This is a genomic window from Bacillota bacterium, assembly GCA_012842395.1.
Taxonomy (GTDB): domain Bacteria; phylum Bacillota; class SHA-98; order UBA4971; family UBA4971; genus UBA6256.
Genome location: DUSX01000018.1, coordinates 33,869 through 57,288, shown reverse-complemented (window position 1 = coordinate 57,288; position 23,420 = coordinate 33,869). Strand labels below are relative to the sequence as shown.

The 23,420-nt window shown below is 64.2% G+C and carries 19 protein-coding genes; 1 reads left to right on the top strand and 18 read right to left on the bottom strand.

Features of this window, described 5'->3' with window-relative positions; all coding sequences use genetic code 11:
* Positions 1-4: 4 nt before the first annotated feature.
* The 18 genes from GX515_06390 to thrC form a co-directional block, all read right to left on the bottom strand.
* Entirely contained in the window at positions 5-574 is a 570-nt protein-coding gene (locus GX515_06390) for a (2Fe-2S)-binding protein (protein HHY32645.1), read from the bottom strand.
* On the bottom strand, positions 544-1,431 hold the full coding sequence (locus GX515_06385) for a xanthine dehydrogenase family protein subunit M (GenBank protein HHY32644.1): 888 nt from the start codon (positions 1,429-1,431) through the stop codon (positions 544-546). Before GX515_06385 ends, GX515_06390 begins: the two co-directional genes overlap by 31 nt.
* Positions 1,428-3,761, bottom strand: coding sequence for a xanthine dehydrogenase family protein (locus GX515_06380; protein ID HHY32643.1), 2,334 nt, complete (start codon positions 3,759-3,761; stop codon positions 1,428-1,430). Before GX515_06380 ends, GX515_06385 begins: the two co-directional genes overlap by 4 nt.
* A gap of 127 nt (positions 3,762-3,888) precedes the next feature.
* Positions 3,889-6,210, bottom strand: coding sequence for a molybdopterin-dependent oxidoreductase (locus tag GX515_06375; protein ID HHY32642.1), 2,322 nt, complete (start codon positions 6,208-6,210; stop codon positions 3,889-3,891).
* Positions 6,211-6,301: 91 nt separating this feature from the next.
* Entirely contained in the window at positions 6,302-6,529 is a 228-nt protein-coding gene (locus GX515_06370; GenBank protein HHY32641.1) for a MoaD/ThiS family protein, read from the bottom strand.
* Entirely contained in the window at positions 6,526-7,509 is a 984-nt protein-coding gene (locus tag GX515_06365) for a xanthine dehydrogenase family protein subunit M (protein ID HHY32640.1), read from the bottom strand. Before GX515_06365 ends, GX515_06370 begins: the two co-directional genes overlap by 4 nt.
* Positions 7,506-8,711: an NAD-dependent dihydropyrimidine dehydrogenase subunit PreA gene (gene preA / locus GX515_06360; GenBank protein HHY32639.1), complete on the bottom strand. Its 1,206-nt coding sequence runs from the start codon at positions 8,709-8,711 to the stop codon at positions 7,506-7,508. The genes GX515_06365 and preA overlap by 4 nt, the downstream gene beginning before the upstream one ends.
* Before the next feature lie 107 nt (positions 8,712-8,818).
* On the bottom strand, positions 8,819-10,381 hold the full coding sequence (locus GX515_06355; GenBank protein HHY32638.1) for a M1 family metallopeptidase: 1,563 nt from the start codon (positions 10,379-10,381) through the stop codon (positions 8,819-8,821).
* Positions 10,382-10,427: 46 nt separating this feature from the next.
* Positions 10,428-11,876, bottom strand: a complete 1,449-nt coding sequence (locus tag GX515_06350) for an NAD(P)-dependent oxidoreductase (protein ID HHY32637.1) — start codon at positions 11,874-11,876, stop codon at positions 10,428-10,430.
* 198 nt (positions 11,877-12,074) lie between these two features.
* Complete coding sequence (locus GX515_06345) at positions 12,075-12,974, bottom strand: xanthine dehydrogenase (protein HHY32636.1); 900 nt, start codon at positions 12,972-12,974, stop codon at positions 12,075-12,077.
* A gap of 45 nt (positions 12,975-13,019) precedes the next feature.
* Positions 13,020-13,598 carry a nucleotidyltransferase family protein gene (locus GX515_06340; GenBank protein ID HHY32635.1) on the bottom strand — a complete coding sequence of 193 codons (579 nt, stop codon included), beginning with the start codon at positions 13,596-13,598 and terminating at the stop codon, positions 13,020-13,022.
* Positions 13,599-13,639: 41 nt separating this feature from the next.
* On the bottom strand, positions 13,640-14,182 hold the full coding sequence (locus tag GX515_06335) for a (2Fe-2S)-binding protein (GenBank protein ID HHY32634.1): 543 nt from the start codon (positions 14,180-14,182) through the stop codon (positions 13,640-13,642).
* 270 nt (positions 14,183-14,452) lie between these two features.
* Positions 14,453-15,442: an ornithine carbamoyltransferase gene (gene argF / locus GX515_06330; GenBank protein HHY32633.1), complete on the bottom strand. Its 990-nt coding sequence runs from the start codon at positions 15,440-15,442 to the stop codon at positions 14,453-14,455.
* A gap of 212 nt (positions 15,443-15,654) precedes the next feature.
* Positions 15,655-16,893 carry a YgeY family selenium metabolism-linked hydrolase gene (locus tag GX515_06325; GenBank protein HHY32632.1) on the bottom strand — a complete coding sequence of 413 codons (1,239 nt, stop codon included), beginning with the start codon at positions 16,891-16,893 and terminating at the stop codon, positions 15,655-15,657.
* On the bottom strand, positions 16,890-18,278 hold the full coding sequence (gene hydA / locus GX515_06320; protein HHY32631.1) for a dihydropyrimidinase: 1,389 nt from the start codon (positions 18,276-18,278) through the stop codon (positions 16,890-16,892). Before hydA ends, GX515_06325 begins: the two co-directional genes overlap by 4 nt.
* 69 nt (positions 18,279-18,347) lie before the next feature.
* The gene (gene arcC / locus GX515_06315) at positions 18,348-19,283 is read right to left on the bottom strand and encodes a carbamate kinase (GenBank protein HHY32630.1); all 936 of its coding nucleotides are present in this window, start codon (positions 19,281-19,283) and stop codon (positions 18,348-18,350) included.
* 337 nt (positions 19,284-19,620) lie between these two features.
* Positions 19,621-20,157: a cupin domain-containing protein gene (locus tag GX515_06310; GenBank protein ID HHY32629.1), complete on the bottom strand. Its 537-nt coding sequence runs from the start codon at positions 20,155-20,157 to the stop codon at positions 19,621-19,623.
* 2 nt (positions 20,158-20,159) lie between these two features.
* Positions 20,160-21,431, bottom strand: a complete 1,272-nt coding sequence (thrC, locus tag GX515_06305) for a threonine synthase (protein ID HHY32628.1) — start codon at positions 21,429-21,431, stop codon at positions 20,160-20,162.
* 641 nt (positions 21,432-22,072) lie between these two features.
* Between thrC and GX515_06300 the strand changes: the two genes are divergently transcribed.
* A complete protein-coding gene (locus GX515_06300) occupies positions 22,073-23,344 on the top strand; it encodes a hypothetical protein (GenBank protein ID HHY32627.1) in 1,272 nt (423 codons plus the stop codon).
* The last annotated feature ends 76 nt before the right edge of the window (positions 23,345-23,420 follow it).

The following is a 23,420-nucleotide window of genomic DNA, read 5'->3' as shown; positions in this document are numbered from 1 at the left end:
GGGTTCAGTCTGCCGAATCGCTCGGCTGAAGCTCTCCGCCCTGGCCTCGCGCCTCCGGCGCCTTCATCCTGGTGGCTGCGTCCTCTATCGCGGAGATGATCTGGTGGTACCCCGTGCATCTGCAGAGGTTGCCTGAGATGGCACGGGCGATCTCCTCCCTGGTAGGCTCGGGATTCTCGCGTAGGAGCGCGACCGCTGACATGAGCATCCCCGGCGTGCAGAACCCACACTGCACCGCGGCGTGCTCGACGAAGGCTTCCTGGAGCGGATGAAGCTTGCCGTTCCTCGCGAGCCCCTCCACCGTCTCGACTTCGCGGCCCTCCACTTGAAGAGCGGGAACTAGGCATGAGTTCGCGGGCTTTCCGTCAAGAAGCACCGTGCAAGCACCGCACTCACCGATGCCGCATCCTTCCTTGGTGCCGGTGAGCCGCAGGCGATCGCGGAGCACGTCTATGAGCCTGTCCTCCGGCGAAACCTCGACCTCGACCCCGCGACCGTTGACCCTGAACGATATGGTCACGCTCGTCCCCGGTTCTACTGTCTTCACTCCACGTTCACCCCCAAAGCCTGCCATATGGCGCGCCTAGCAAGAGCCTCAAGGGCGGGCCTCTTGTAGTCAGTTGACCAGCGGACCCCAGTCTTCCTCACCATTTCCTGCGCAACCTCGCGTGCCGCGGCGGCAACGACGGTTTCGTCGGGGATCGTGCCCACCAAGATCTCTTCAGCCGACGGAACCCGCGCGGGCATCGGCAGGCACGCGCCCGGAACGATCGTGGCCCGCAGCACGCGCCCAGCGTCGTCGCGTTCGATGACAGCAGCGCAGCTCAAGCGCGCGATCGCCAGCGCCTCGCGGCGCCCTAGCTTCACAAAGGCACACCCGGACCTCGGGGGAAGGGCGTCGAAATACACGTCCGTGAGAACCTCCCCCGGCAGGGCGCGGTTTCTGTAAGGTCCGTCGAACAAGTCAGTGATGAAGATGTCGCGGGTGCTTCCCACGTCCGCAAGCCGGACCCTCGCGGAAAGAGCCACGAGCGCGGGAATGGTGTCGGCCGCAGGTGAGGCATTCATTATGTTCCCGCCGAGGGTCCCGCGCGCACGGATCTGTGGCGAGCCCACGCTTGCGCACGCTTCGGACAAGAGCCGCGCACCCTTCCGAACGACAGGGTTTCGGGCCACCTCCTCGTGCACCGTGAGCGCCCCGATGGTGATGGTGCCGGCGCTGGTCCATACCCCCGAAAGCCCTGGGATTCGCGAGATATCCACGAGCCACCGGAGAGCAGTCCGTTCCCGGCGCCAGGCCTGCCGCCTGAGCTGGACCAAGACATCCGTGCCGCCCGCGACGACCATGGCCTGCCCGGCATGTTCCCGCAAAAACCCGCTGGCCTCTTCCAAGGTCTCCGGCACCACATAGCCGACCTTCGGGAGCCTCATGACATCTCACTTCCCCTCTTACCGCGCGCCGCCCTGAGCGACCGCCCCAGCAACACCCTCTCCAGGTCGAGCGGAAGCTCCCGCACTCGCCTGCCCGTCGCATGCGCCACAGCGTTCGCAATGGCCGGCGCGAGAAGCTCGCACGTAGGCTCCCCGACGGTTTTCGCGCCATACGGGCCGTACGAATCGGGGTTCTCCACCAGTATCGGGATGACCTCTGGCACGTCCAGGGACGTGGCGATGAGGTACTCGTCGAAGTTCTGCGTCCTCGTGACGCCACCCGACATTTCCACCTCTTCCAGTAGGCCGTATCCCATCCCCATGGCCACGCCGCCGTATATCTGTCCCTCCACGGTCGCGGGGTTGATGGCCCTGCCAACGTCGTGCGCGGCTGCCACCTTCAGCACCCTGACCTTGCCTGTCTCGGTGTCCACCTCGACCTCAGCCGCCTGGCAGGCATACACATACGTGAAGTACGCCCTTCCTTGGCCGTGCTCCTCGTCCCAGGAGACCTTCGGGCCCTTGTGCCACCCGAAGGCCGCCATGAGCTCCCCGCGATTGTACGCTGCCTGCGCCACCTCTCTAAAGCTCAAGCCACGCGCAGGATCGCCGGACACGAATATCCTGCCTCTCGACGACCGCAGCGCGTCGGAGGACGTCCCGAGCATCTCCCCAGCCACACCCAGGAGCGTTTCCCGGACCTTCCGGGCGGCGTCGCGCACTGCGGAGCCGCCCATGACCGTGCTCCGCGACGCCACCGTAGGGCCGCCGTCGGGGATGAGCGAGGTATCGGTGTCCATGAACACCACGTCCTCCAAGTTGCACCCGAGCTCCTCCGCAGCGATCTGGCTGAATATCGTGCGGAGCCCCTGGCCGTTCTCGGCTAGGCCCGCATACACGTACACGCTGCCGTCCTGCTGCACGGAGACGATGGCTCCCGTCGCATCCACGCCCTCCCCGCCCAGGCTGACGCCGCGGTAGCTCGCGGCAAGCCCGACCCCGCGGACCTTCCTTGCTCTCTCCCGCCGCGCAGCCTCAGCATATGCCCGCCTCTTCTCGCGGTATCCGATGGCCTCCGAGGCCTTCTCCATCACTTCCACAAGGCTTACCGCGTGGTCGTCCAGCGCCTGGCCGGTGGCCGTGACCGACCCCTGCCGGAAGCCGTTCCGGAGGCGCAGATCCAGCGGATCCATGTCGAGTTCCGCCGCGAGCTCGTCCATCAAGGACTCGTGAGCAAAGATGATCTGTGGGCTCCCGAACCCCCTCATGGCGCCGGTATACGTATTGTTGGTGTATACGCCGTACACGTCCGTCTTGACGTTGGGAACCTCGTAAGGTCCGGTCGCCTGTACCACCGAGCGCCACGTCACAAAAGGCGTCATTGAAGCGTAGGCTCCCGCATCTGCGAGGATGCGTATCTCCATGGCAAGGAGCCTGCCATCTCTCGTTGCCCCCACCTTGTACCTGAGCAAATATGGGTGTCGCTTGTATCCCTCCACGATGGACTCCTCGCGGGTGTTCACGATCTTCACGGGCCTGCCCGTCTTGAGGGCCGCCAGCGCCGCCCGCGCGCACATGCAGGACATGACGTCATCCTTGCCTCCGAACGACCCTCCCATGGCACACTGGACGATCCGGACCCTGTTCAGGCTCACCCCGAGGACCTGCGCCACGACGCGCCTCGCAGTGAAAGGGTTCTGGATCGACCCATATACCGTGACCGACCCCTCGGCCGGGTTCGGGACCGCCACTGCGGCCTCGGGCTCGATGTACGCGTGCTCGATGAACTGGGTGCGGTACTCGCGCTCCACGACGACGTCCGACGCGGCGAACCCGGCGTCCACGTCACCTTTACGCACCACATGGTGGTTCACGACGTTCCCAGGCGCGTCATCGTGCAGGATCGGTGCGCCCTCCGCCATGGCTTCCTCCGGCGAAAAAACGGCGGGAAGCTCCTGGTACTCGACGCGGACCAGCTCACAGGCCTGCTCGGCCGCCTCCACGGTGGTCGCCACGGCCATCGCCACGCCGTCGCCCAAGTAACGTGTCTTGTCGAAGGCGAACACGGGCATGTCCTGCCGCACCGGTCCGAAGGTCTTGACGCCAGGGATGTCCTCGTGCGTGATGACGGCAATGACTCCCGGAACCCTCGATGCCTCACTCGCGTCGATCCGCACGATCCTGGCGTGGGGGAACTTCGCCCGCAGCACACGCGCGTGAAGCATGCCGTCGAAGTACAGATCCGCCGCGAATTTCGCCCTGCCGGTCACCTTCTCCACCGCGTCCACGCGCCTCGCCCGGTGGTGCACTATGCTGAATTCATCCTGCAGGCTATCCCTGGCGACCGGGTCTCCGCCTCCAGCATTGCCCACGTGCCTTAAGCCCCCTTTCAATCTCCGGCGCCACGCGCCGCGCCCTCGCGTCGTGTGCGGCCAGCCGGCGCAGCGCCGTATGCCCTCACGCGCCCGCAGCCCCTGCGACCTCCGAGTCCCGTTTCTTGAGAGCCATGTACACCCTCTCCGCGGTCGCGGGTATTCGCGTCACCCATATGCCGGTGGCATCGTGGATGGCGTTTGTGATGGCAGGCGTGATGGGCACACATACCGCCTCGCCGATTCCTTTGGCTCCAAAAGGCCCGGACGGCTCAAGCTCCTCGACGATTATGGTCTCGATGTCCGGCGCGTCCAGGGAGGTCGGGATAATGTACGTCGAGAAGTTGGGCGTCTTCGTGATCCCCTGTTCGATCACGGTGTCCTCCATCAACGCGTATCCCATCCCCATGACCACGCCCCCCTCGGACTGCGCCTCAATGCCCGCAGGGTTTATGGCCTTGCCCGGGTCTGGGATGGACACGGCCCGGAGCACGTCGACCTCTCCGGTGAGCATATTCACCTCTACGAGCGCAACCTGAGTGATGTAAGAGTAGATGAGATGCGGCAGGCCGAAGTGCCCCTCGACGCCCTTGTCAGCGACTGGCCAGATGAAGTCTCCCTCAGCCTTCAGCCTCCTGCCTCTTTCCTCCGCAAGTCGCGCGATGTCTCGGAACGAGAGGAAGCCGCGAGCGGGCACGCCTTCCCACGGCCGGCTCGTTTTGGCCCGCACTCCCCCGCTCTCGAAAGCGATGTCGTCGCGCGGCACGCCCAGCCCTTCGGCGGCTATGTCCGCAATGACATCGCGCATCCTGGCAGATGCAGTCCGAATGGCGTTCCCGCCGGTGTACACCGAGCGAGACGCAGTGGACGTTCCGGAATCCATTGTCTGCCCTGAATCCCCCGACACCACCACGATGTCTCCGACGGAGCATCCGAGGCAGTCCGCAGCCATCTGGGCGAAAGCCGTGGTGTTGCCCTGGCCGATCTCGGGGCAGCTCACGCCCACAGCGAACCGTCCGTCGGGCAGAAGCTCTATGGTGGCAGCACCGTAGTCGGGAAGCCCCAGGCCCAGCCCGCACCCGTGAAGCTCGGTCGCAAGCCCCACGCCTCGCCTCTTGTAACGGGACGAGGCCTCTGTCTTCAATTCTTCGCGCCGCACCCAGAGGTCGCACCTGGACGCAGCCTCAAGGGTGGCCGCCGCACCGACCGATGCCGTCATCGCGTGCCCGAGAGCCGCCACATCTCCGCGGCGCAGAGCGTTCTTGAGGCGGAACTCGAGCCTGTCGATGCCGAGGCGTTCGGCGAGCATATCCACCTGCGTCTCAATCGCGAACGTCACCTGGTTCGCGCCGAACCCTCGAAACGCCCCCGCGAGGCCATTATTGGTATAGACGCAGAACCCTTCCAGCCTCACGTTGGGCATGCGGTAGGGCCCGCAGGAGTGTTCGATGGCAAGGTTCACGACGGGACCGCCGAGCGAGGCGTACGCGCCCGTGTCGGCGACCACGCGCACCTCGTTGGCCAGGAGCGTCCCGTCAGCGGCAGCCGCGGTCTTCATGCGGATCTTCATAGGATGCCGTTTGATCCCGGCAATGACCGACTCCTCCCGCGAAAGCACGATCTTCACGGGACGCCGCGTCCGGAGGGCGAGGAGAGCGAGGTATATCTGCACCGTTATCTCGTCCTTGCCTCCGAATGCCCCGCCGGCAGGCGTCGACACGACGCGGATCTTCCTGGGATTCATGCCGAGGGCGCGCGCTATTTGGAGCTGATCCCTGAAGGGATGCTGGCTTCCGCACCAGACGGTGATGTTGCCCTCCTCATCCATGACAGCGACGCCGCTCTCGGTCTCCATGAAGGCGTGCATTTGCCTGGGGGTATAGTAGGTGTTCTCGACCACCACCGCGGCCTCCCGGAACGCCGCGTCCACGTCCCCTCTCTCCACCTTGATGTGGTGGTGGATGTTGCCGCCGGCATGCACCTTCGGAGAGGACTCCAGCATGGCCTCCTCCGGATCGTCTACGACCGGAAGGGGCTCGTACTCAACGTCGATGGCCCGCAGAGCCTCGCTCGCCTTCTCTCTAGACACCGCGGCCACCAGCGCGATCGCGTCACCCATGTAGCGCACCTTGTCAAAACAGAGCACGGGCTGGTCGGGAACGACTATGCCAAAGCCGTTGAGGCCGGGCACGTCCTTGTGAGTCAGGACGACCACCACGCCGTCCATGGCTTCGGCCCTCGAGGTATCTATCTTCTTTATGAGAGCGTGTGGGCACGCGCTCCGCAGGACAGCTCCCCACAACATGTCCGGAAATGAGAGATCTGACATGAACTTGAGTTTCCCAGTGACCTTCTCCGCCGCGTCGACCCGGGAAACCCGGGCGCCGACCCACCTCTGCTCACTCAACGCGCTCCCTCCTCGCGACCGACACGCATCTTGCGCACACGCACTGCGCCATGCTCCGTGGCGCGGCGATGCTTGGTCTCGTCTTAAGCGCTCACCCGCCCCCGACCGGGGTCAGAATGTGCACGTTCGCGCCCTCCGTGAGCACAGTCTCCTCGTCCGCCCGCCGTCCGTTCACGAGGACGATGATGTACACCCTGTCCTCTATCTTGAGGCGGTCAAAGAGGTCGGAGAGCTTCGCACCCTCCTCCAATTCCATCTGGAACTTGTCTTCCTTCGCATACTTGCGCATGGTCCCGAACAGGACAACGTTAACCTTCATGCCTGCCCAACCTCCTCGGCGTCGCCGCCCCGGCCCCCGGCCCGGCCCTCGCCTTCACCATCGCGCTCACCGGTGAAGCGTAACAGACCCTCGTAAAGAAGGTTACATGCCATCTCGCGACGGTAAGCCAGAGATCCCCTTATGTCGGTTATGGGCATCACGTCGCGGAATGCGAGGCGCGAGATATGCCTTGCGGCAGCCACATCAAGCTTCTTCCCGGCCAACGCCCTCTCAACCGTGCGCGCCCTCACGACCGTGGGCGCGACCGCGCCGAAAGCCACTCGCGGGTCGTCGAACGTCGCGGGAGACAAGAGCCGCGCGACAAAGGCCACGCTCACCACGGATATGGCAAGCGCTCTTCTCTGACCCAGCTTGCGGAAGAACGACACATACCCCTGTCCAAGCGCGCGGAACCTCACTCCAAGCACCAGCTCGTCCGGAGTGAGCGCCGACTTCTTCGGGCCAACGAAGAACGACTCTATCTCGATGGTCCGAACGCCCGCCGAGCCCTTCACATCGACCGACGCCTCCAGCGCGAAAAGCGGTGGTATCACGTCCCCGGCCGGGGAAGCCGTGCATAGGTTGCCGCCAATGGTTCCCCGCGCCCTTATTTGGGGCGAGCCCACGTGGGCGCAAGCGTCAGCGAGCAACGGGGCGGCCGCCCTCACAGTGGGAGACGACGCGACCTCGGCATGAGTCGTGAGCGCGCCGACCCACACCACGACGCCGCCACCAGCCGCTGCCCCGCCGGGCTTGTCCGCACGCGAGGCCGCTCGGCCGCCCTCGTCCTCGACGCGCACGCCACGGAGCTCCTCGAGACGGCTGATGTCCACCAGGACCGCCGGGGCGCGCTTCTCCTCCTTCATCTCGACGACAAGGTCGGTCCCCCCTGCTATGACGCGCGCCTCGGGCCCCCACCTGGCAAGGGCCTCGACAGCTTCATCCACGCTCTCAGGGACCACGACGCTAAATGGCCTCACACCACTCCCACCTTTGGCTTGAGCTGTATGCACTCGTAAACCGGGCAAACCGCGGCGCACATACCGCAGCCTTTGCACTTGTTCTCGTCCACCCTGGGCAGACGGTCCGAGCCGAGCTCGATGGCCTGGTGCCCGCCATCCCTGCAAGCGATGTAGCAGAGGTCGTCTTTGATGCAGGCTTCGTGATTGATGGTCGCAACCACCTTGTATTTGCGTGAGAGCCGTGAGTGCTCAACGATATATGGGAGGGATTTGCCAACAAGCTCGCGAACGGAGCTCATGCCCTTTTCCTCTAGATAAACATCGAGCCCGTCGATAAGATCCTCGATGATCCTGAAGCCATGCCTCATCACAGCCGTGCAAAGCTGGATGTTCGTGGCCCCTACCAAAAGGAACTCCACTGCGTCCCTCCACGTGCTGATCCCACCCACCGCAGCAATCGGGATGTCTACGGCCTTGGCGATCTCAGCCACACACCGGAGGGCAACGGGCTTGATGGCGGGCCCTGAATAGCCGCCAAAGGTTGAATAGCCGTCCACGTTTGGATATGGAACGAACGTGTCGAGATCGATCCCGATGAGGCTCTTCAGGGTGTTGATGGCGCAGACCCCGTCAGCCCCCGACCTCTTCACGGCACGGGCTGCCGCGGTGATATCCGCAATCTGTGGGGTCAGCTTGATGACGACCGGGACGCGCTTCGCGGCCTCTTTCACCCAACGCGCGGTCCGCTCTGTGAGCTCCGGGTCCTGGCCGATGGTGGAGCCCATGCCCCTCTCCGGCATTCCGTGCGGGCACGAGAAGCTGCACTCGATGAGGTCCACGCCGGCCGCCTCCAATCTTCGCACGAGCTCCTGCCAGTCCTCCTTTTTCGCGCCCATGATGCTTGCGCCGACCACCCTGTCGGGGTACTCCTTCTTCAGGGCCTTCACGTCCTGCTCGACCTCTCCGATGTGACGCTCGGAGATGAGGTCGATGTTCTCCAGGCCCATGAGCTTCTTTTCCTCGTAGTCCAGCCCGGCCATCATCGGGTACACGAGGTCGACAACCTCCGTCTCGACCGAGGTCGTCTTGAGGATGGCACCACCCCAACCGGCTTCGAAGGCCCGCGCCACGAGCTCGGCGCTGTCCGTCGGGGGTGCGGCGGCGAGCGTAAACGGATTTGGGAATCTCACCCCACAAAACTCGATGGATAAGTCTGCCAACTCCGGTCCCTCCCCTGTTTCAGAATCTGTGCTTTAGCTCGTAAGGTCGCCATTGCTGTCCTGAGCGCAAGCACCGGCACCTTGCCACTCTCAAAAAACGCGAGAACCTACGGCGTCATATCCGAAGCAAGGCTGACCTTGCACCGCTTCCAGCTCCGGTTTGGAAGATATACATCGGGATCAAGCACGATGCACCTAACAGGATGTTTGGTGCATATCATGAGCACCTGATCCCGGCCGGTGAGCGTGACCTTCTCTCGTGTCTGCCACTCACCGCCCGCAAGGAGCACGTCAGCCTGGACGGGACCGACGGCGTCGCCCGTGTTCACGAGCGAGAATTTCGTGACGAAGCCTCCCCCAGGCTTTGGAGAGCATCGCGCGCCACGGATCTCATACGCAAAACTCGCGGTTGTGCCGAGCCACTGCCTGATGAGCCCGTCCACGGGCTTTCCCGACACCCTCTCAGCGATCTTGACGAACTCTCCGAGGCCGGATGGCTTCGCCCTGTACATCGCCACATGCCGTCTGAGCGTTTCGAAAAAGGCCTCGCTTCCGAGGGTGTGGTGAACCAGCCTCAACACCAAGGCTGACCTGATGCAGACGTGTCTCGGCGCGTCGAGCACCCGGCTCTTCGCCCACGACAGCACGCTTTCCTCGCCGCCCGATCCGACGGCGGAGTCGGCCGCATACCTGTCGATCTCCTCGTGGATGAGCGCAGCGCGTGCCTCATCCCCGAGAACGCGCCCGACCGTCTCGTAAGCCATCGCCCGCGCCAGCGCCTCGTGAAACCATGTATCGCCGAACCCGACCGAGATCGGACTGCCCCACCAGATGTGCGCAGTCTCGTGGGCAAGAGCCGCGACGAGTCGCACGAGGTGCTCATCCCCTGGGTACTGGCGCCTGAGCACCACGGCAAAACGCCGGGCTTCCGGTTCGCCGAGCATCGATATGTACGCGTCTATGACCCTGCGGAAAAGCTCCATGACCTCAGAGGCCCGCTCCGCGAGGCGGGGGCCCAAGTAAAGGTCGAGCTCAAGACCCTTATGGGTCGCACGCTCGAGCGTGAACCTCCCGGCCGTGAGCGCAAGCCCGGAAATGGGCTCGCGCGTCTCCCAGACGTACACAGCCTGGCCTTCCGTCTCTGACGATGAGACGAGATCCCCGTCGGTCACTCCCAGCATCCCCGGGAACGTCGCGCACGACACCCTCGCCGTGAACGAATCAAACCCCGCTCCTACTGGATACCATGCTGACCTCCGCGAGAGGCGCAGCCCGCCTTCCTCTATGCTCGCCCACCTGCCGCCCGCCGGTCGGCCGCCGTATACGAAGGTGAGTCGCACTTCCCGTCCCTCTTCGAGAGACTCCGGAAGGTAGACCCACACAGCCTTCAACCCCGGTGCGTCCGCGAGCTCCGTCTCACGCGTCTCCAAGCGCCTTCCGTCCACGACCACGGCGCTCACTTCAAGCCCTTTGTTCAGCACGAAGCAGTGCCTCGTCACGCCAGGCGCCAGTGCCTTCAGGACGAGGATAGCGGTGGCCTCGAGCCTTCCTTGTTCGACATCGGTCCGCACCGAGATGTCGTAGCGCGTGACCGTTGCTTCGTCGCCAGAGCGGGCGAGTGAAGAAAAGAGATGCGTTCGTTTTTGCCTGGCCACCCAGCCGATGCCCATCGCCTGAACCTCACCTCCGAGTTCCCGAGTTCCGCCGGGACCCCGTTTACCTCAGGTAACCATCGATGGCTTCCGCCGCCCGCTTCCCCTCGGCCACGGCCTCCACGACGGTGGCGCCGCCGTTCACAGCGTCGCCCCCGGCAAATACCCCTTCGACCGACGTCATCCGGGTCTCGTTCCCCACCACGATGGCGCCGGCGCCGTCAAGGGCAAGCCCGGCGAAAAGCCCAGCGATCCCTGGCCACGGGGCTTGACCCGCCGCCACGATGGCGGTGTGTACCTCGATCATATGCCCGGTGCCAGGAATCATTTCCGGCCTTTTCCGCCCGCTCGAGTCAGGCTCACCTAGGCGTGTGCGGACACACTCGATTCCCGCGAGACGCCCATCTCGTCCGACGAACCTCACAGGGGTCGTGAGGAACTCGAACCTCACGCCTTCCGCGAGGGCGAATTCGTACTCCCTTTTCCAGGCAGGCATCTCGTCACGCGAACGCCGGTAGAGCACGACAACCTCCGCCGCGCCGCAGCGTAACGCCGAGCACGCTGCGTCCATCGCGACGTTCCCACCGCCGATGACCGCTACTTTTCCGGAAAGGCGCGGGCGGTCGCCAGTGGCCGTCATCTGCAGAAACTCGCCGGCCGGAAGAACGCCCACAAGGTCCTCTCCCGGAATCCCGAGCAACGACTGGTAGCCCAGGCCGGGAGCGAGGAAAACCGCGTGGCACGACTTGCGGATGTCGTCTATGGACACGTCCCTGCCCACGCAAGCTCCGGGTCTCACTTCTATGGCAGGGGACGTGAGCACCGCGGCTATCTCGGCCTCGGCCACCGCGAGCGGGAGCCTGTACCGGGGTATCCCGCGGACGAGAAGCCCGCCTGGTTTCTGCGCGCTCTCGTAGATCGTCACCGCGTGGCCCCGGCGTGCGAGCTCGTGGGCGCACGCAAGGCCCGCAGGGCCGGACCCGATCACCGCAACCCTTTTACCGGTTGGGGCGCCGGGACTAGGTAGCCTGATCCCCCGCTTCATCTCCTCGTCTGCGACAAACCGCTGAAGCGCGGCTATCGCTATCGGCTCGGAAAGGTTCGTGCTTGAACACCTCTTCTCACAAAGCTCCTCGGCGGGGCACACCCTCGCGCAGATGCCCGCGAACACGTTGGCCTCGCGTATGAGCCGGGCCGCACCGATGAAGTTCTTCGTCTTCAACCTGCGGATGAAGCCCGGCACATCCACGCCGGCAGGGCATCCTGCAACACACGGAGCGTCGTGACAAAAAAGGCACCTCGACGCCTCAGCGAGGGCCTCGTGAATCGCGAGCCCGCCCTGGACCTCCTCGAAGCCCCCTTTCCGTACCTCGGGTGAAAGCTCCCTCACCGTGGCTCTAGCACCCATCCGGATGACCGCCTCCTCGCCAAAACTCCGCAGCCCGGCCCAGACCAGACCGATCCCTACCGAGTAGATCCCTACCTTACGAGACGAGCTCGCGCTGCGTTGCACCACATAAGTCCTGCCTAGGGTTGCCGGTGGTTGTGCGACGGGGCGTTGAGAATTCGGCCGTCCCGCGCGCCGAATTCGAACGAGGCGCGCCGCAAGCGCGCCGTCCCCGGAGCGCAACACCGGCAACCCTAGCCCCCTCAGAAAGAGAAACGAAGACTCATAGCCCCATGCTCAGCCTACCGGGGCGAGCGAGCGTGCTCAGCGCTTGTTGTTCTTGACCTGGATCATTTGAGCGACGATGGCCACGGCGATCTCTTGCGCGGTTTGCGCGCCTATATCTAGGCCTATCGGCGCATGCACGCACGCTACATCCTCCTGAGAAAAGCCCTCGCCGAGGAGCGCATCGAACGTAGCACGCACCTTAGACCGGCTCCCGATCATGCCGATATAACACGGCCGCGGATCGCGCCTCAGGCACTCCGCCAGGACCCTCCGGTCGTGGGCATGACCCCGGGTAACGATGACCACGTACGTTCCGGCGTCCATCCGCACCGCGCGGGCCGCCTCACCAAGATCCGACACGACGACCTCATCGGCCACGAGCTTTTCCCTGTCGGCGAACTCCGGCCGGTCGTCCACAACCACGACGCTGAACCCCGCCACGGTAGCTATGTGCGCTACCGCCGCGCCTACGTGTCCAGCGCCGAACACTACGGCCCGCGGCCTCGGCACGATGGGCTCGATGTACACCGTGGCCGTGCCGCCGCAGATCATTCCCAGGTTATCCTGGGTGCCTGGCGCGAGCTCCACCTCGACGAGCCTCGGCCTCCCGCTTGCCAGGGCATCCTCGGCCTCACGGATGATCCTTGCTTCGAGCGCACCTCCACCCACGGTTCCAAGGGTGGCCCCGCCCGGAAAGACCAACATCTTGAAGCCGGGAAGCCCGGGCGACGAACCCTCGGTGGCGATCACGGTGGCGAGCGCCCCACGACCGCCCTCATCGATGAGGCGGGCTATCGCCTTGTAAATGGCAAGAGCGTCAGCGGGCCCGGCACCCGACGCGGACCTGCGAGGGCCTGGCCGGAGGCCGGACCCTGCCTCCGGCCCATGCTCAGCCTCTAGCCCGCTCTCCGGTTCATTTGCGCGTCCTGTGTTCACTGGTTGCTCGTCCCCTCCTTCCCACTGCTTTACTCAGCAGATTCATCAGTGCATCCGCGTTTTCATCATCTCGAGAGCCCGCTCGTAATCTCCCGCGGTGTCGAGGTCCGCTACCATCCCCGGCCTATCCAGCTCCGCCCGGAGAACGCGGTCCTCATGCCGCGCGATGAGGTCGCGAAGTCCGCGCCCGTCATACGGCAGGTCCAGCACCTCGTGCCTCAGGCCGGTCGCGAAAAGGGTCGGGTGACCGCCGCGTCCGCGATACGTGGGTATGACCACATCCACACGAGGCCGTGCGTTCCGGTACGCCTGCACGACGAGACGATAATCCTCACAAGAGATGCCAGGCTGGTCTGCTGGAGCGATGAGGAACGCCTCGATCTCATCAGATAGCGCGCGAACCCCGGTCTTGACCGACGAAAGCATGCCGAGGCGGTAATCAGCGTTCACGACCAAGCGCATCCTCGGCCGAGGACGCGACGCGAGCGCCGCCGCCACAGACCGGGCTTCGTGTCCGAGCACCACCACGACCTCGCAAACGTCCGCCGCGCCGAGGGCTGCGTCAACCGCGGCTTCCACCACAGTGCGGTCGCCCCAGGGTAGGGTCTGTTTGAGCTTCCCCATCCTTCGCGACTCGCCCGCCGCCAGGATCACCGCTCCGCAGCTCACCTCAGCTCAGGGTCGGCCTCGGCGCGGCCGCCCTTCTCCTCCCCGGGCGCACCCGAGCTCCCAGGCTCCCCGTCACGCTCTGTCGGCCGGAGCGCGGCCGCCGCCCTCTCGATCGCCTTCACTATCTTGGCATATCCAGTGCACCTGCAGAGGTTGCCTGATATCGCTCGCCTGATCTCGTCCCTGGTCGGCGAGGGCTCGGCATCCAGTAACGCTTTTGCTGACATGATCATCCCCGGGATGCAGAACCCGCACTGCACGGCGCCTTCGGCGACGAACGCCTCCTGGATCGGGTGAAGCTTGCCGTCGCGCTCGAGGCCTTCCACGGTCACGACGTCCTTCCCGTCCGCCTGATATGCCAGCATAAGGCAGGAGTTGACAGGCCTCCCATCCACGAGCACCGTGCACGCGCCGCACTCGCCCTTGCCGCACCCTTCCTTCGTGCCGGTGAGGCCGAGGTCATCACGCAGAAACTCGAGCAGGGTCCGCGTCGCGGGGATATCGGCCGTGACCAGGCGACCGTTCACGCGCACGTTCACCTCGAGCGTCGTCCTCGGCGCGAGAGCGGGCCTCTCCCCCGGCCCCCGGGTATCCCCCGCATCATCGCGATGGCCCACCGCATCACAACGCACACCCGCCACTCGACATCACCGACCCTTCATCAATCATTGCCACGCAGTGCCAGGCCTTGTGGCCGCCCCCGGGGCACCAGGCCGAGCCTGGGTAGATCGCCGGAAGCTCGCGCTGTTTTTCAGCATACGAGCTGCGCCCTGCTCGAACCTGTCAGGTGCGAGCGCTCACGGGCACCCTCATGGCCGCCCGCCCATGCAAAGCGTAAGGAGCGCCTTCTGCACGTGCAGCCTGTTCTCGGCCTCGTCGAAGACCACCGAGTGCGGCCCGTCCATCACCTCGTCGGTCACCTCGTAGCCACGGTCGGCCGGCAAGCAGTGCATGTAGATGGAGTCCGGGGCCGTGAGCTTCATGCGCCTCTCATCGCATATCCAGTCTGTGTACTTCTTGGCGATTGCCATTGACTCATCCTTGTCCTGGGTGGTCATGAGTGCTCCCCAGCTCTTCGGGTAGACTACGTGCGCCCCCTCGAAGGCCGCGTCCATGTCGTGGACCACTTCGAATTTCACTCCTGCCTGCCGGGCGTTTTCCTCGGCCTGCTTCATGATCTCCGGCATCAGCCTGAACTCGGGCGGGTGGGCGAGAGTCACATCCATCCCGAACCGGGTCATGAGAAGGATGAGCGATTGCGGGACCGACATGGGCTTCATGTAGCTCGGGGCGTAAGCCCACGACATCACGAACTTGCGTCCCCGGAGCTCCCCACCGAACTTCTCCCTTATCGTCATGAGGTCACCGAGCGCCTGGCACGGATGGTATAGGTCGCACTGCATGTTGAACACGGGGACGCTCGACCACTTGGCGACCTCGCGTATGTACTTGTTGCCTATTCCGAAGAAGCAGTTTCGAATGGCGATGCCGTGGCCATACCTGCTGAGGACCATCGCCGTGTCCTTCGCAGCCTCTCCGTGGCTTATCTGCAGCTTGTCGGGGGTGAGATCGTGAGCATGCCCGCCGAGCTGCGTCATGCCAGCCTCGAAGGAGTTCCGGGTCCTCGTGGACTGCTCGAAGAACATCATGAAAAGGGTCTTGTCCTGTAGGTAACGATGGGGCACCCCCATAGCGAACAGCTTCTTGAGGTCCCAGGCGACGTCCAGGACCATCTCCAGCTCTTCCTTGGTCCACTCCTGCGTGGTGATGAAATGCTTGCCGCGCAATAAAGAATGCACTGTGTATTCCTCCTCTCCTGCTGTTTGCCCCTTCCAACGGAGCGATCTGGTCAGGACGGTCCTTCTTCAGAAGGCTTCCTCATTGGAATCCCGCAACGTCGCGCCTTTTCGGCGCGCGCCGCACGCCAAATCCATGCCCCAGCCCCACGTCGGGCAAGCACCGGCAACCCTGGCACCCTCAAGAAAGGATACGGAGACCTCAGGCGCCGCACCTAGAAGGATCGCTCGGCTACATGCCTGTACACCCTCGGAAACAAAGCATAAAACATGGCCGACCTGACGAGATGTTCCACGCTCACCTGATCGTCCACCGAGTGAGAGTGCCGTTCCTCGCCAGGCCCGAACCCGATCGTCGGGATACCGAGCCTACCCATGGTGGCGGTACCGTCTGTCGAGAACACCCACTTGCTTGTGCGGGGCCTTTCTCCGAAAAGGGACTCGGCGCACTTCACGCCCGCCTCCACAAGGGGATGGTCCTCGTCCAGAACCCACGTTGGGAAATACTTCTCCCATGTCCGCCTGTATCCTGTGTAGCTCGGCGAATCGTACGTGAGCAGACTCACCTCCGCATCTTCGGCTCCCGGGAGGGACCGGATCTCTTCGATGGATGACTCGGTAGTCTCCCCCACCGTCATCCGCCTGTCAACGTAGATCGTGCACTCATCGGGCACGACGTTGAGCGAGCCGGTCTTGCACTCGATCGACGTTACGGCGATGGTCCCGCGCCCGAGGAACGGATCGTTCTTGAGCCTGCCGTTGAGTTCCTCGATGCCCGCCACTATCGGCATCATCTTGTAGATGGCGTTAACCCCGCGAGAGGGAGCGCTCGCGTGGCACGACACGCCCTTGGTGGTCACCTTGATCTCGCATCGGCCGCGATGCCCGCGGTTTATCTGCAGATTAGTGCACTCGCCAAGCAGCACGCACTCGGGCTGAATCCCCTGAGTGGTGATCATCTCGTGGACGGCCCACCCGTCGCAATCCTCTTCCTGCACGATTCCAGCAACGTGCAGGGTCACGTCGTCGGGAAGAAGACCCAGGTCTTTCATGACGCGGGCGCCCCACACCATGCAGGCAATGGCAGCCTTGTTGTCGGACGCACCACGCCCGTATATGATGCCGTTTTCGTACTTGCCCTGGAAGGGGTCCCACTTCCACGCGGCGCGATCCCCCACGCCCACAGTATCGATGTGGGAGTCATACAGGATCTTGCGCGGCCCCGACCCCATCGTGCCGATGACGTTACCGACAGCGTCCACCCTCACGACATCGAACCCGGCCCTCTCCATCTCAAGCCGGATCCGGCGGATACACTCGCCTTCGTTCGTGCTAGTGCTCGGTATCGCGATCAGTTCTCGAAGAAACGTGATGATGTTCTCCGCGTATCCCTCCACAGCCTTCCTTATCCTAGTAGCTTGTTCCCTGTCCGTGCCAACGCCGCCCAAACTCATCCCTCCTCCGCCGTTCGCCCGCTGGGCGCTGCCGCAACGAACCGGCCCCAGCCGGGAGCCCCGACGAACTGATCGTTCCTGCACACGACCTTGCCTCGAACCATAGCCATCCTGGGCCAGCCCTGTACTCTCATCCCCTCGTACGGCGTGTATCCTGACCTTGAGTGAAGCTCCGACCCGCTGATCGTGCGGATGCACCCAGGATCGAATATCACGATGTCCGCGTCAGAGCCCGGGGCAATAGTCCCTTTCCTTGGAAACAGCCCGAACAGCCTGGCGGGGTTGTATGAAAGCATCCTCACCATGTCGCGCAGGCTCATGCCACGGCGCACGACTCCCTCGTGATGAACAAGGGGCAGCAATGTCTCGACCCCGGGGATCCCCGGAAGGACATCGAAGCACGTCTCCCCGAGAGCCTTTTGCTCGCGCGTGAAAGCGCAGTGATCTGTGGCGATGACGTCGATCTCGCCGCCAAGGACGGCGTCCCAAAGCGCGGCTACATCCGCCGCTTCCCGGAGCGGCGGTGTCATGACAAACTCGCGTGCCATGTCGCCCGAGTACCGCTCGGACGTCAGCAGGAGGTAATGGGGGCATGTCTCCACGTATACCGTGTGTCCCAGTCGCCGGGCCTCACGGACCGCCTCGAGACCAGCAGCGCTCGATACGTGAACGAAGTACACGGGGATCCCGAGTGCGCCGAGGCTCGCGGCCACTTTTCTTATGGCCGTCGCCTCTGCCTCCGGCGGGCGCGACTCGGCATGATGCGCGGGCGATGTCCTGCCCTGCGCCCGAAGCGCGGATTCGAGCGCCTCCACGGTGTCGTTGTCCTCGGCGTGAACCGTCACGAGGAGGCCGGCGTTCCTCGCCGCCTTGCACACAGCGAGGAAGTCCGCGTCATCAAGAAGGTAACCCGCGGCACGGTAAGTCGTGAAGAGCTTGATCGCCCCGACGCCCATCCCCGCGAGCGCCGTGGCCTCGGCCTCGATGTCCGTCGGCACGTTCGTGACGGTCATGTGAAGGGCGAAGTCGACCGACGCAACGGCTGCCGCCTCGTCTATGCGCGCCCGGGCGGCGACCGGCATCGAGGTGCCCGCCACCTGGTCGGCGAAGTCGATGACACAGGTGACGCCTCCGCACGCCGCCGAACGCATGCCCGACGCGAAGTCATCCGCAGTGACCGTCCCGCGCGAACGAAGTGCGAAATGGGTGTGCGCGTCTATGACCCCGGGGAGCACGTAACTGCCTGACGCGTCCAGGACCACGGCCTCGGGCGTTCTGGGCAAACCTTCGCCCACCGCGGAGACCTTACCCCCGTCTACGGCCACATCCGCGCGGAACTCCCCTCTAGCGGTCACCACAAGCCCACCAACGATGAGGAAGTCCATGCCGACTCCCCTCCCCCCGCACCTCCGTCTTTCGCCGGACGCACATTCAACAGCGGGTCAGCGCGCGGTTCAGCGTGATATCCTCGTGCCGCTCCGGCCGTCGAGCGCCTCCAGGCACTTGTCGAGGGAGGTGATTATCGCAAGCCCGCCCGACGAAGCGAAGTCTATGGACGCCTGCACCTTGGGACCCATGCTCCCCGCCTTGAAGTGTCCCTCGGCCATGTAGCGCCTGGCTTCCTCGACGGTCATGTTGTCGAGAAAGACCTGCGCCGGGGTGCGGTAGTTGAGCGCGACCTTCTCCACATCAGTCAGAATGAGCAGCACGTCCGCGCCAATGTCCGTTCCCAGCTTGGCGCTGGCGAGATCTTTATCGATAACCGCCTCCACCCCACGCAGCGCGTCACCTTCTTTGATAACGGGAATACCCCCGCCGCCCGCGGCGATGACCACCTCTCCCCGATCGAGGAGGCTCTCGATAGCACGCCTCTCGAATATCTGAACGGGGAGTGGCGATGGGACCACCTTGCGCCAACCGCGGCCGGCGTCTTCCTTCCACACCTCGCCCCGCTCCGCCATGAAGCGCTTCGCCTCTTCCTCCGAGTAGAACGGGCCGATCGGTTTTGTCGGATTCGCGAACGCGGGATCAGCGGGGTCCACCACCACTTGTGTGAGTACCGTGACCACCGAGGCCCGCATGCCCTCGCGGGCGATCTCGTTGTGCATGGCCTGCTGGATCATGTAGCCGATGAGACCCTGGCTTTCAGCCCCGCATACATCGAGCGGCATCGCCGGAACGATGTCGCGCGCGCTGTGGTTCTGGATGAGGATGTTGCCGACCTGCGGACCGTTGCCGTGCGTGATGACCACCCTGTAGCCTCTCTTCAGAAGCTGAACTATGTTCCGGCACGTGGATCGGACGTTGTTCATCTGCTGCTCGGCGGTGCCCTTCTCGCCGGGCTTCAGAATGGCGTTGCCTCCAAGCGCCACAACGATCGTCGTCCGCATGTTGCCCTCTCCTCCCGGATGACCAAGTGGACCGCCAGGAATTCGCGCTGTTTTTCCGCACGCACGTGCTGCCTAAGGCTACCGGCCTTGCCCCTCGGGGGCGGACACCGCGCTTGTGGCGCACCCGTTCGAATTCGGCACGCGGTATGGCCAAATCCCCCAGGTCCAGTCGTGCGAGCACCGGGAGCCCCAGCGCTCCCGAGAAAAGAGGCGAAAACCTACGGTACCATACTTAGTCCCCAGTTCTCTCGGCCACCACCGAGGGCCACGGTCCGTCCGGACCGGGCCGACCGCCCGCTCCCCGCCCGCCACTGCGGCTCCAGAAACGCGGAGCCCGTCAGAACTCCGGCGGCGTGATCGCGGAGATGAAAACGAGGTCCTTGTTGCCGACGCTCGTGATCTTGTGCGGAATAGCGCAATAGTAGTAGATGCTGTCGCCTTCCTCAAGGTGGTAGCGCTCGTCGCCCACTTGTATGTCCATGGCCCCTTGTAGCACCACGGTGCATTCCTCGCCAGGGTGAGCCAGGGGCTCCTCGCAGGTTGAAGTGCCGGGCTTGAGCGTCGCCATCATGACCTCCATCTGCCTGTTAAGGTCGGGCGACAGGAGTTCGAACGCCAAGTGGGACCGGGGAAACTTCAGCGTCTTCCGGCTGTCCTTCCTCACCACGGGGCTGTAACCGTCCGAATCGAGGAGAAAGTAGAATATCGGGACGTCGAGCGCCTCAGCGATCTTGCGGAGCGATGTAATGGACGGCTCAGCCACGTCTCTTTCCACCTGGCTCAGAAAACTCGCTGTGAGCCCGGTGAGCGCGGCGAGTTCGCTCAGGCTCTTCCCCTGTTCGCGGCGCTTCTCTCGGATCTTCTTACCTAGCAACATCATTCCTCCTGCGTCAGAAGGTCACCTGCGCGCGCCCCAAGTGCCCGTTCCAACTCGCCCATGCCCGGGCCGACCTCGATGGGAGGCGGCGCTGCCCTCTCGGCATTGGCGATGTCTTTGAGCCCGTTGCCGGTGGCGATCACGACAACCTTCTCCGAGCGGTCTATGACGCCACTGTCGAAAGCGGCGATAAGGCCGGCGAGGCTCGCAGCTCCGGCCGGCTCGGCGAACACGCCGGTCGTCGAGCCGAGCAATCTCATGGCGCGAAGGATCTCCTCGTCAGTCACGGCGATCATGTGACCGCCGGACAGGCCCACCGCGCGCAGGGCCTTCGTCGGGTTGCGAGGTACCCCCACCGCTATGCTGTCGGCCAGCGTGTTCTCGGGCCACGCCCGGACGCGGTCTGCGCCCGACTTGAACGCCTCCACGATGGGCTGGCATCCGGCGGCCTGGACGCCGAGAATACGCGGAATTCGCGTTATGAGGCCCGTCATCCGAAAGTCATGGAAGCCCTTGTACACACCGGCTATGGTGCACCCGTCGCCGACTGCGACCGCGACCCAATCGGGGAGTTGCCACTCGAGCTGCTCGCATATCTCGAAGCTCACGGTCTTCTTGCCTTCGACGAGGTATGGGTTGATCGCAGCATTGCGGTTGTACCAGCCCCACTTGTCGATCGCGGTCGCCGAAAGCGAGAACGCGTCGTGATAGGACCCGTCCACGGAGACGACCGTGGCACCGTACATGAGCAGCTGCATGAGTTTGCCGCGGGGAGCCCGCCTTGGCACGAAGATGCACGACCGGAGGCCCATCGACGCAGCGCACCCTGCGAGCGACGAGGCGGCGTTGCCCGTGGACGCGCAGGCAACGACGCGCCGGCCGGCCGCCTTCGCGCGGACGGCTGCGATAGCCGAGGCCCGGTCTTTGAGCGATGCCGTCGGGTTTACCCCCTCGTCCTTGACGAACACGGAGCGCGCGTCGAGGGCGCGGGCAAGCTGACGCGCATCATAGAGCGGTGTCCACCCCACGCGAAGCGGCGGCCTTTCCCAGGCCGGGTCGACCGGCAGGAACGGCAAGTAGCGCCACATGGAGCCTTCGCCGGTGGCGCCAAAGGCCTCGCGGCCGGCATCACGCCCTTTGTCTCCGCCTATCCTGCGCGTAATGGCATCGTAATCGTACACCACGTCGAGAATGCCTAGGCTGCCGCAGGACGGGCATGTGAGCGCCCCGCGTCCGTCGACGTCGCTCTCCACGACCGCGCCACACGTCATACACCGAAGATGCTTCACATGGTCCAAGTGCGGTCCCCCTGGCATCTCCCCGGGATGGCTCGAGCTGGTCCGTGCACGAGCCGTCAGGTTCGGGGGGTGTTTAGCATGACTTAACGGGTACGTCATCTATTCAACTCTCATTGAAGAGATCCTTCCGACAATGGAGGGTTTTCGCCAGGAAACGATTGCACCGAACGCGGGAAGCGTCTTGGGGTAAGCGGCGGCCACATAAACTAGGTGAGGATGCGTAAGACCGTTGGACTTCCCCAGTGCCTACCAGTTTGGCCGGGCATGGCGATGGTCTTGCGCGATTCAGCTGAGCCGTGTTGCTGCAATGGAGGAAATGTCAACAGCCTCGTACGTTGGTTCTTGCCTTGTGTCCAGCAGCTGGCGGGATGGCGGTGTTACACTCACTCGGAGATGGCGCCCCGAGCGGGGCGCGCTTCGCCAGAATCCGGCCGGTCAAACCGGTGGCCGCGTTTTGACACGCCTTGTGCAAGCACCGGCAACCCTGACGCCGTCAAGAAAGGAGACGAAAACTTGTGGCCCCATACTTGGTGAGAGCCTGTTTAGTGAGAGCCTAGTGAGAGACGGGAGCTTAGGGCTGAGGACTGGCAGCGTGTTGAATGGGAGCGATGTGCATGGTGACCGGGGAAGGCGGGCGCCATTCAAGTTGGCCGAGAGAGTCCGGCGTCGTGCTGCTGGCCGTTGCGCTGGCTTTGCTCGTACCGGCGATCGGCGCGTGGATGATCTCCGCGCGTTCAGGGGCCACCCACGGCAATGGCGCGGCCCTTGAGCAGCGAGGTCGCATCGACAGCAGCGTGCGCGTCCAGGTTCACCTCTTTTACAGCTCGGCCTGCCCGAGTTGTGAGATCGCGAGGCTGCAAGTCGCCCGGCTCGTGGCCCTGAGGCCGCAAGTTTCGGTTGTCGAACACGACGTGGTGTTCCCCGCAAACCAGGTCTTGCTCCGGGCGTTCTGCTACGCCGCGGGCGTCCCGGCCGACTCCGGGCGTACTGTGCCCGCGGTGTTCCTTGGGCAGCGCTACCTCGCCTCACGTGACATCACCCTTGAGCACCTGCTGAGGCTAGTTGACGGGCGCGACCTCCAGGGGGCGCCTCTCGATGTCGGAGACGACGAGATCGGGGCGGCAGAGGGTGCTCTGAGGAGGGAAGGCTCCATGCTCACTGTCGCCATCGTCGCCGCCGCCGGGTTCATAGACGGGATTAACCCGTGCGCCTTCGCAATTCTAGTCTTCCTCGTATCGTACCTGACGTTCGCAGGGAAGAACAGGTTCCAAATCCTCACGACCGGTGTTTCGTTCGCAGGAGGGGTCTTCGCAACGTATGTCGCGGCGGGTTTCGGGCTGCTTAGGGTCATGCACGCCTCCCGAGGCATGCCCTTCGTTCACAGGGCGGTGTATTTGGCGGCGGCTGTGATGTGCTTCGCGCTAGCAGCCGCGACGATGTATGACTTGCTGCAAATGCGCTCGGGCTCTCCCTCCAATGTGAAGTTGAGGCTCCCGCCGCGCTTCACCAAGCTCGCCCACGCCGCGATCCGGCACGCGGTATCCTCGCCTCGTCTTGCGTGGGCCGCCATGCTGACAGGGGCGGTCGTCGCAACCACGGAGTTCGTATGCACGGGTCAGGTGTACCTGCCTACTATCGCGTACATGGTGCAGGCGGGCGCCGATTCGGGACGGCCTGCTGCCATGCTGATCCTGTACAACCTGGCGTTCATAATGCCGATGCTGTGCGTGGTCACCCTTGCATATCTCGGCACTACATCGGAGCGCTTGGCGGCTTTCACGCGACGCCACGCTGCGACAGTAAAGGCCGCCATCGCACTGGTCCTGGTTTGCCTGGGGAGTTATCTTAGCCTGGAGTTTCTCAGGATGCTGGGCCTGGTGACGTAGGTGTGGCGTCGTGCCGGGGCGCCCGGGCACCTCGCCCGGGCGTTTCGGAGCACACTCCGAAGCGCCTCCTGACCAT

Bases quoted from the DNA above. Each gene is read 5' to 3' on its own strand.
- GX515_06390 (HHY32645.1), bottom strand. From the start codon at position 574: ATGGCAGGCTTTGGGGGTGAACGTGGAGTGAAGACAGTAGAACCGGGG.
- GX515_06385 (HHY32644.1), bottom strand. From the start codon at position 1,431: ATGAGGCTCCCGAAGGTCGGCTATGTGGTGCCGGAGACCTTGGAAGAG.
- GX515_06370 (HHY32641.1), bottom strand. From the start codon at position 6,529: ATGAAGGTTAACGTTGTCCTGTTCGGGACCATGCGCAAGTATGCGAAG.
- GX515_06355 (HHY32638.1), bottom strand. From the start codon at position 10,381: ATGGGCATCGGCTGGGTGGCCAGGCAAAAACGAACGCATCTCTTTTCT.
- GX515_06340 (HHY32635.1), bottom strand. From the start codon at position 13,598: ATGGGGAAGCTCAAACAGACCCTACCCTGGGGCGACCGCACTGTGGTG.
- GX515_06325 (HHY32632.1), bottom strand. From the start codon at position 16,893: ATGAGTTTGGGCGGCGTTGGCACGGACAGGGAACAAGCTACTAGGATA.
- hydA (HHY32631.1), bottom strand. From the start codon at position 18,278: ATGGACTTCCTCATCGTTGGTGGGCTTGTGGTGACCGCTAGAGGGGAG.
- arcC (HHY32630.1), bottom strand. From the start codon at position 19,283: ATGCGGACGACGATCGTTGTGGCGCTTGGAGGCAACGCCATTCTGAAG.
- thrC (HHY32628.1), bottom strand. From the start codon at position 21,431: ATGACGTGTGGCGCGGTCGTGGAGAGCGACGTCGACGGACGCGGGGCG.
- GX515_06300 (HHY32627.1), top strand. From the start codon at position 22,073: ATGGTGACCGGGGAAGGCGGGCGCCATTCAAGTTGGCCGAGAGAGTCC.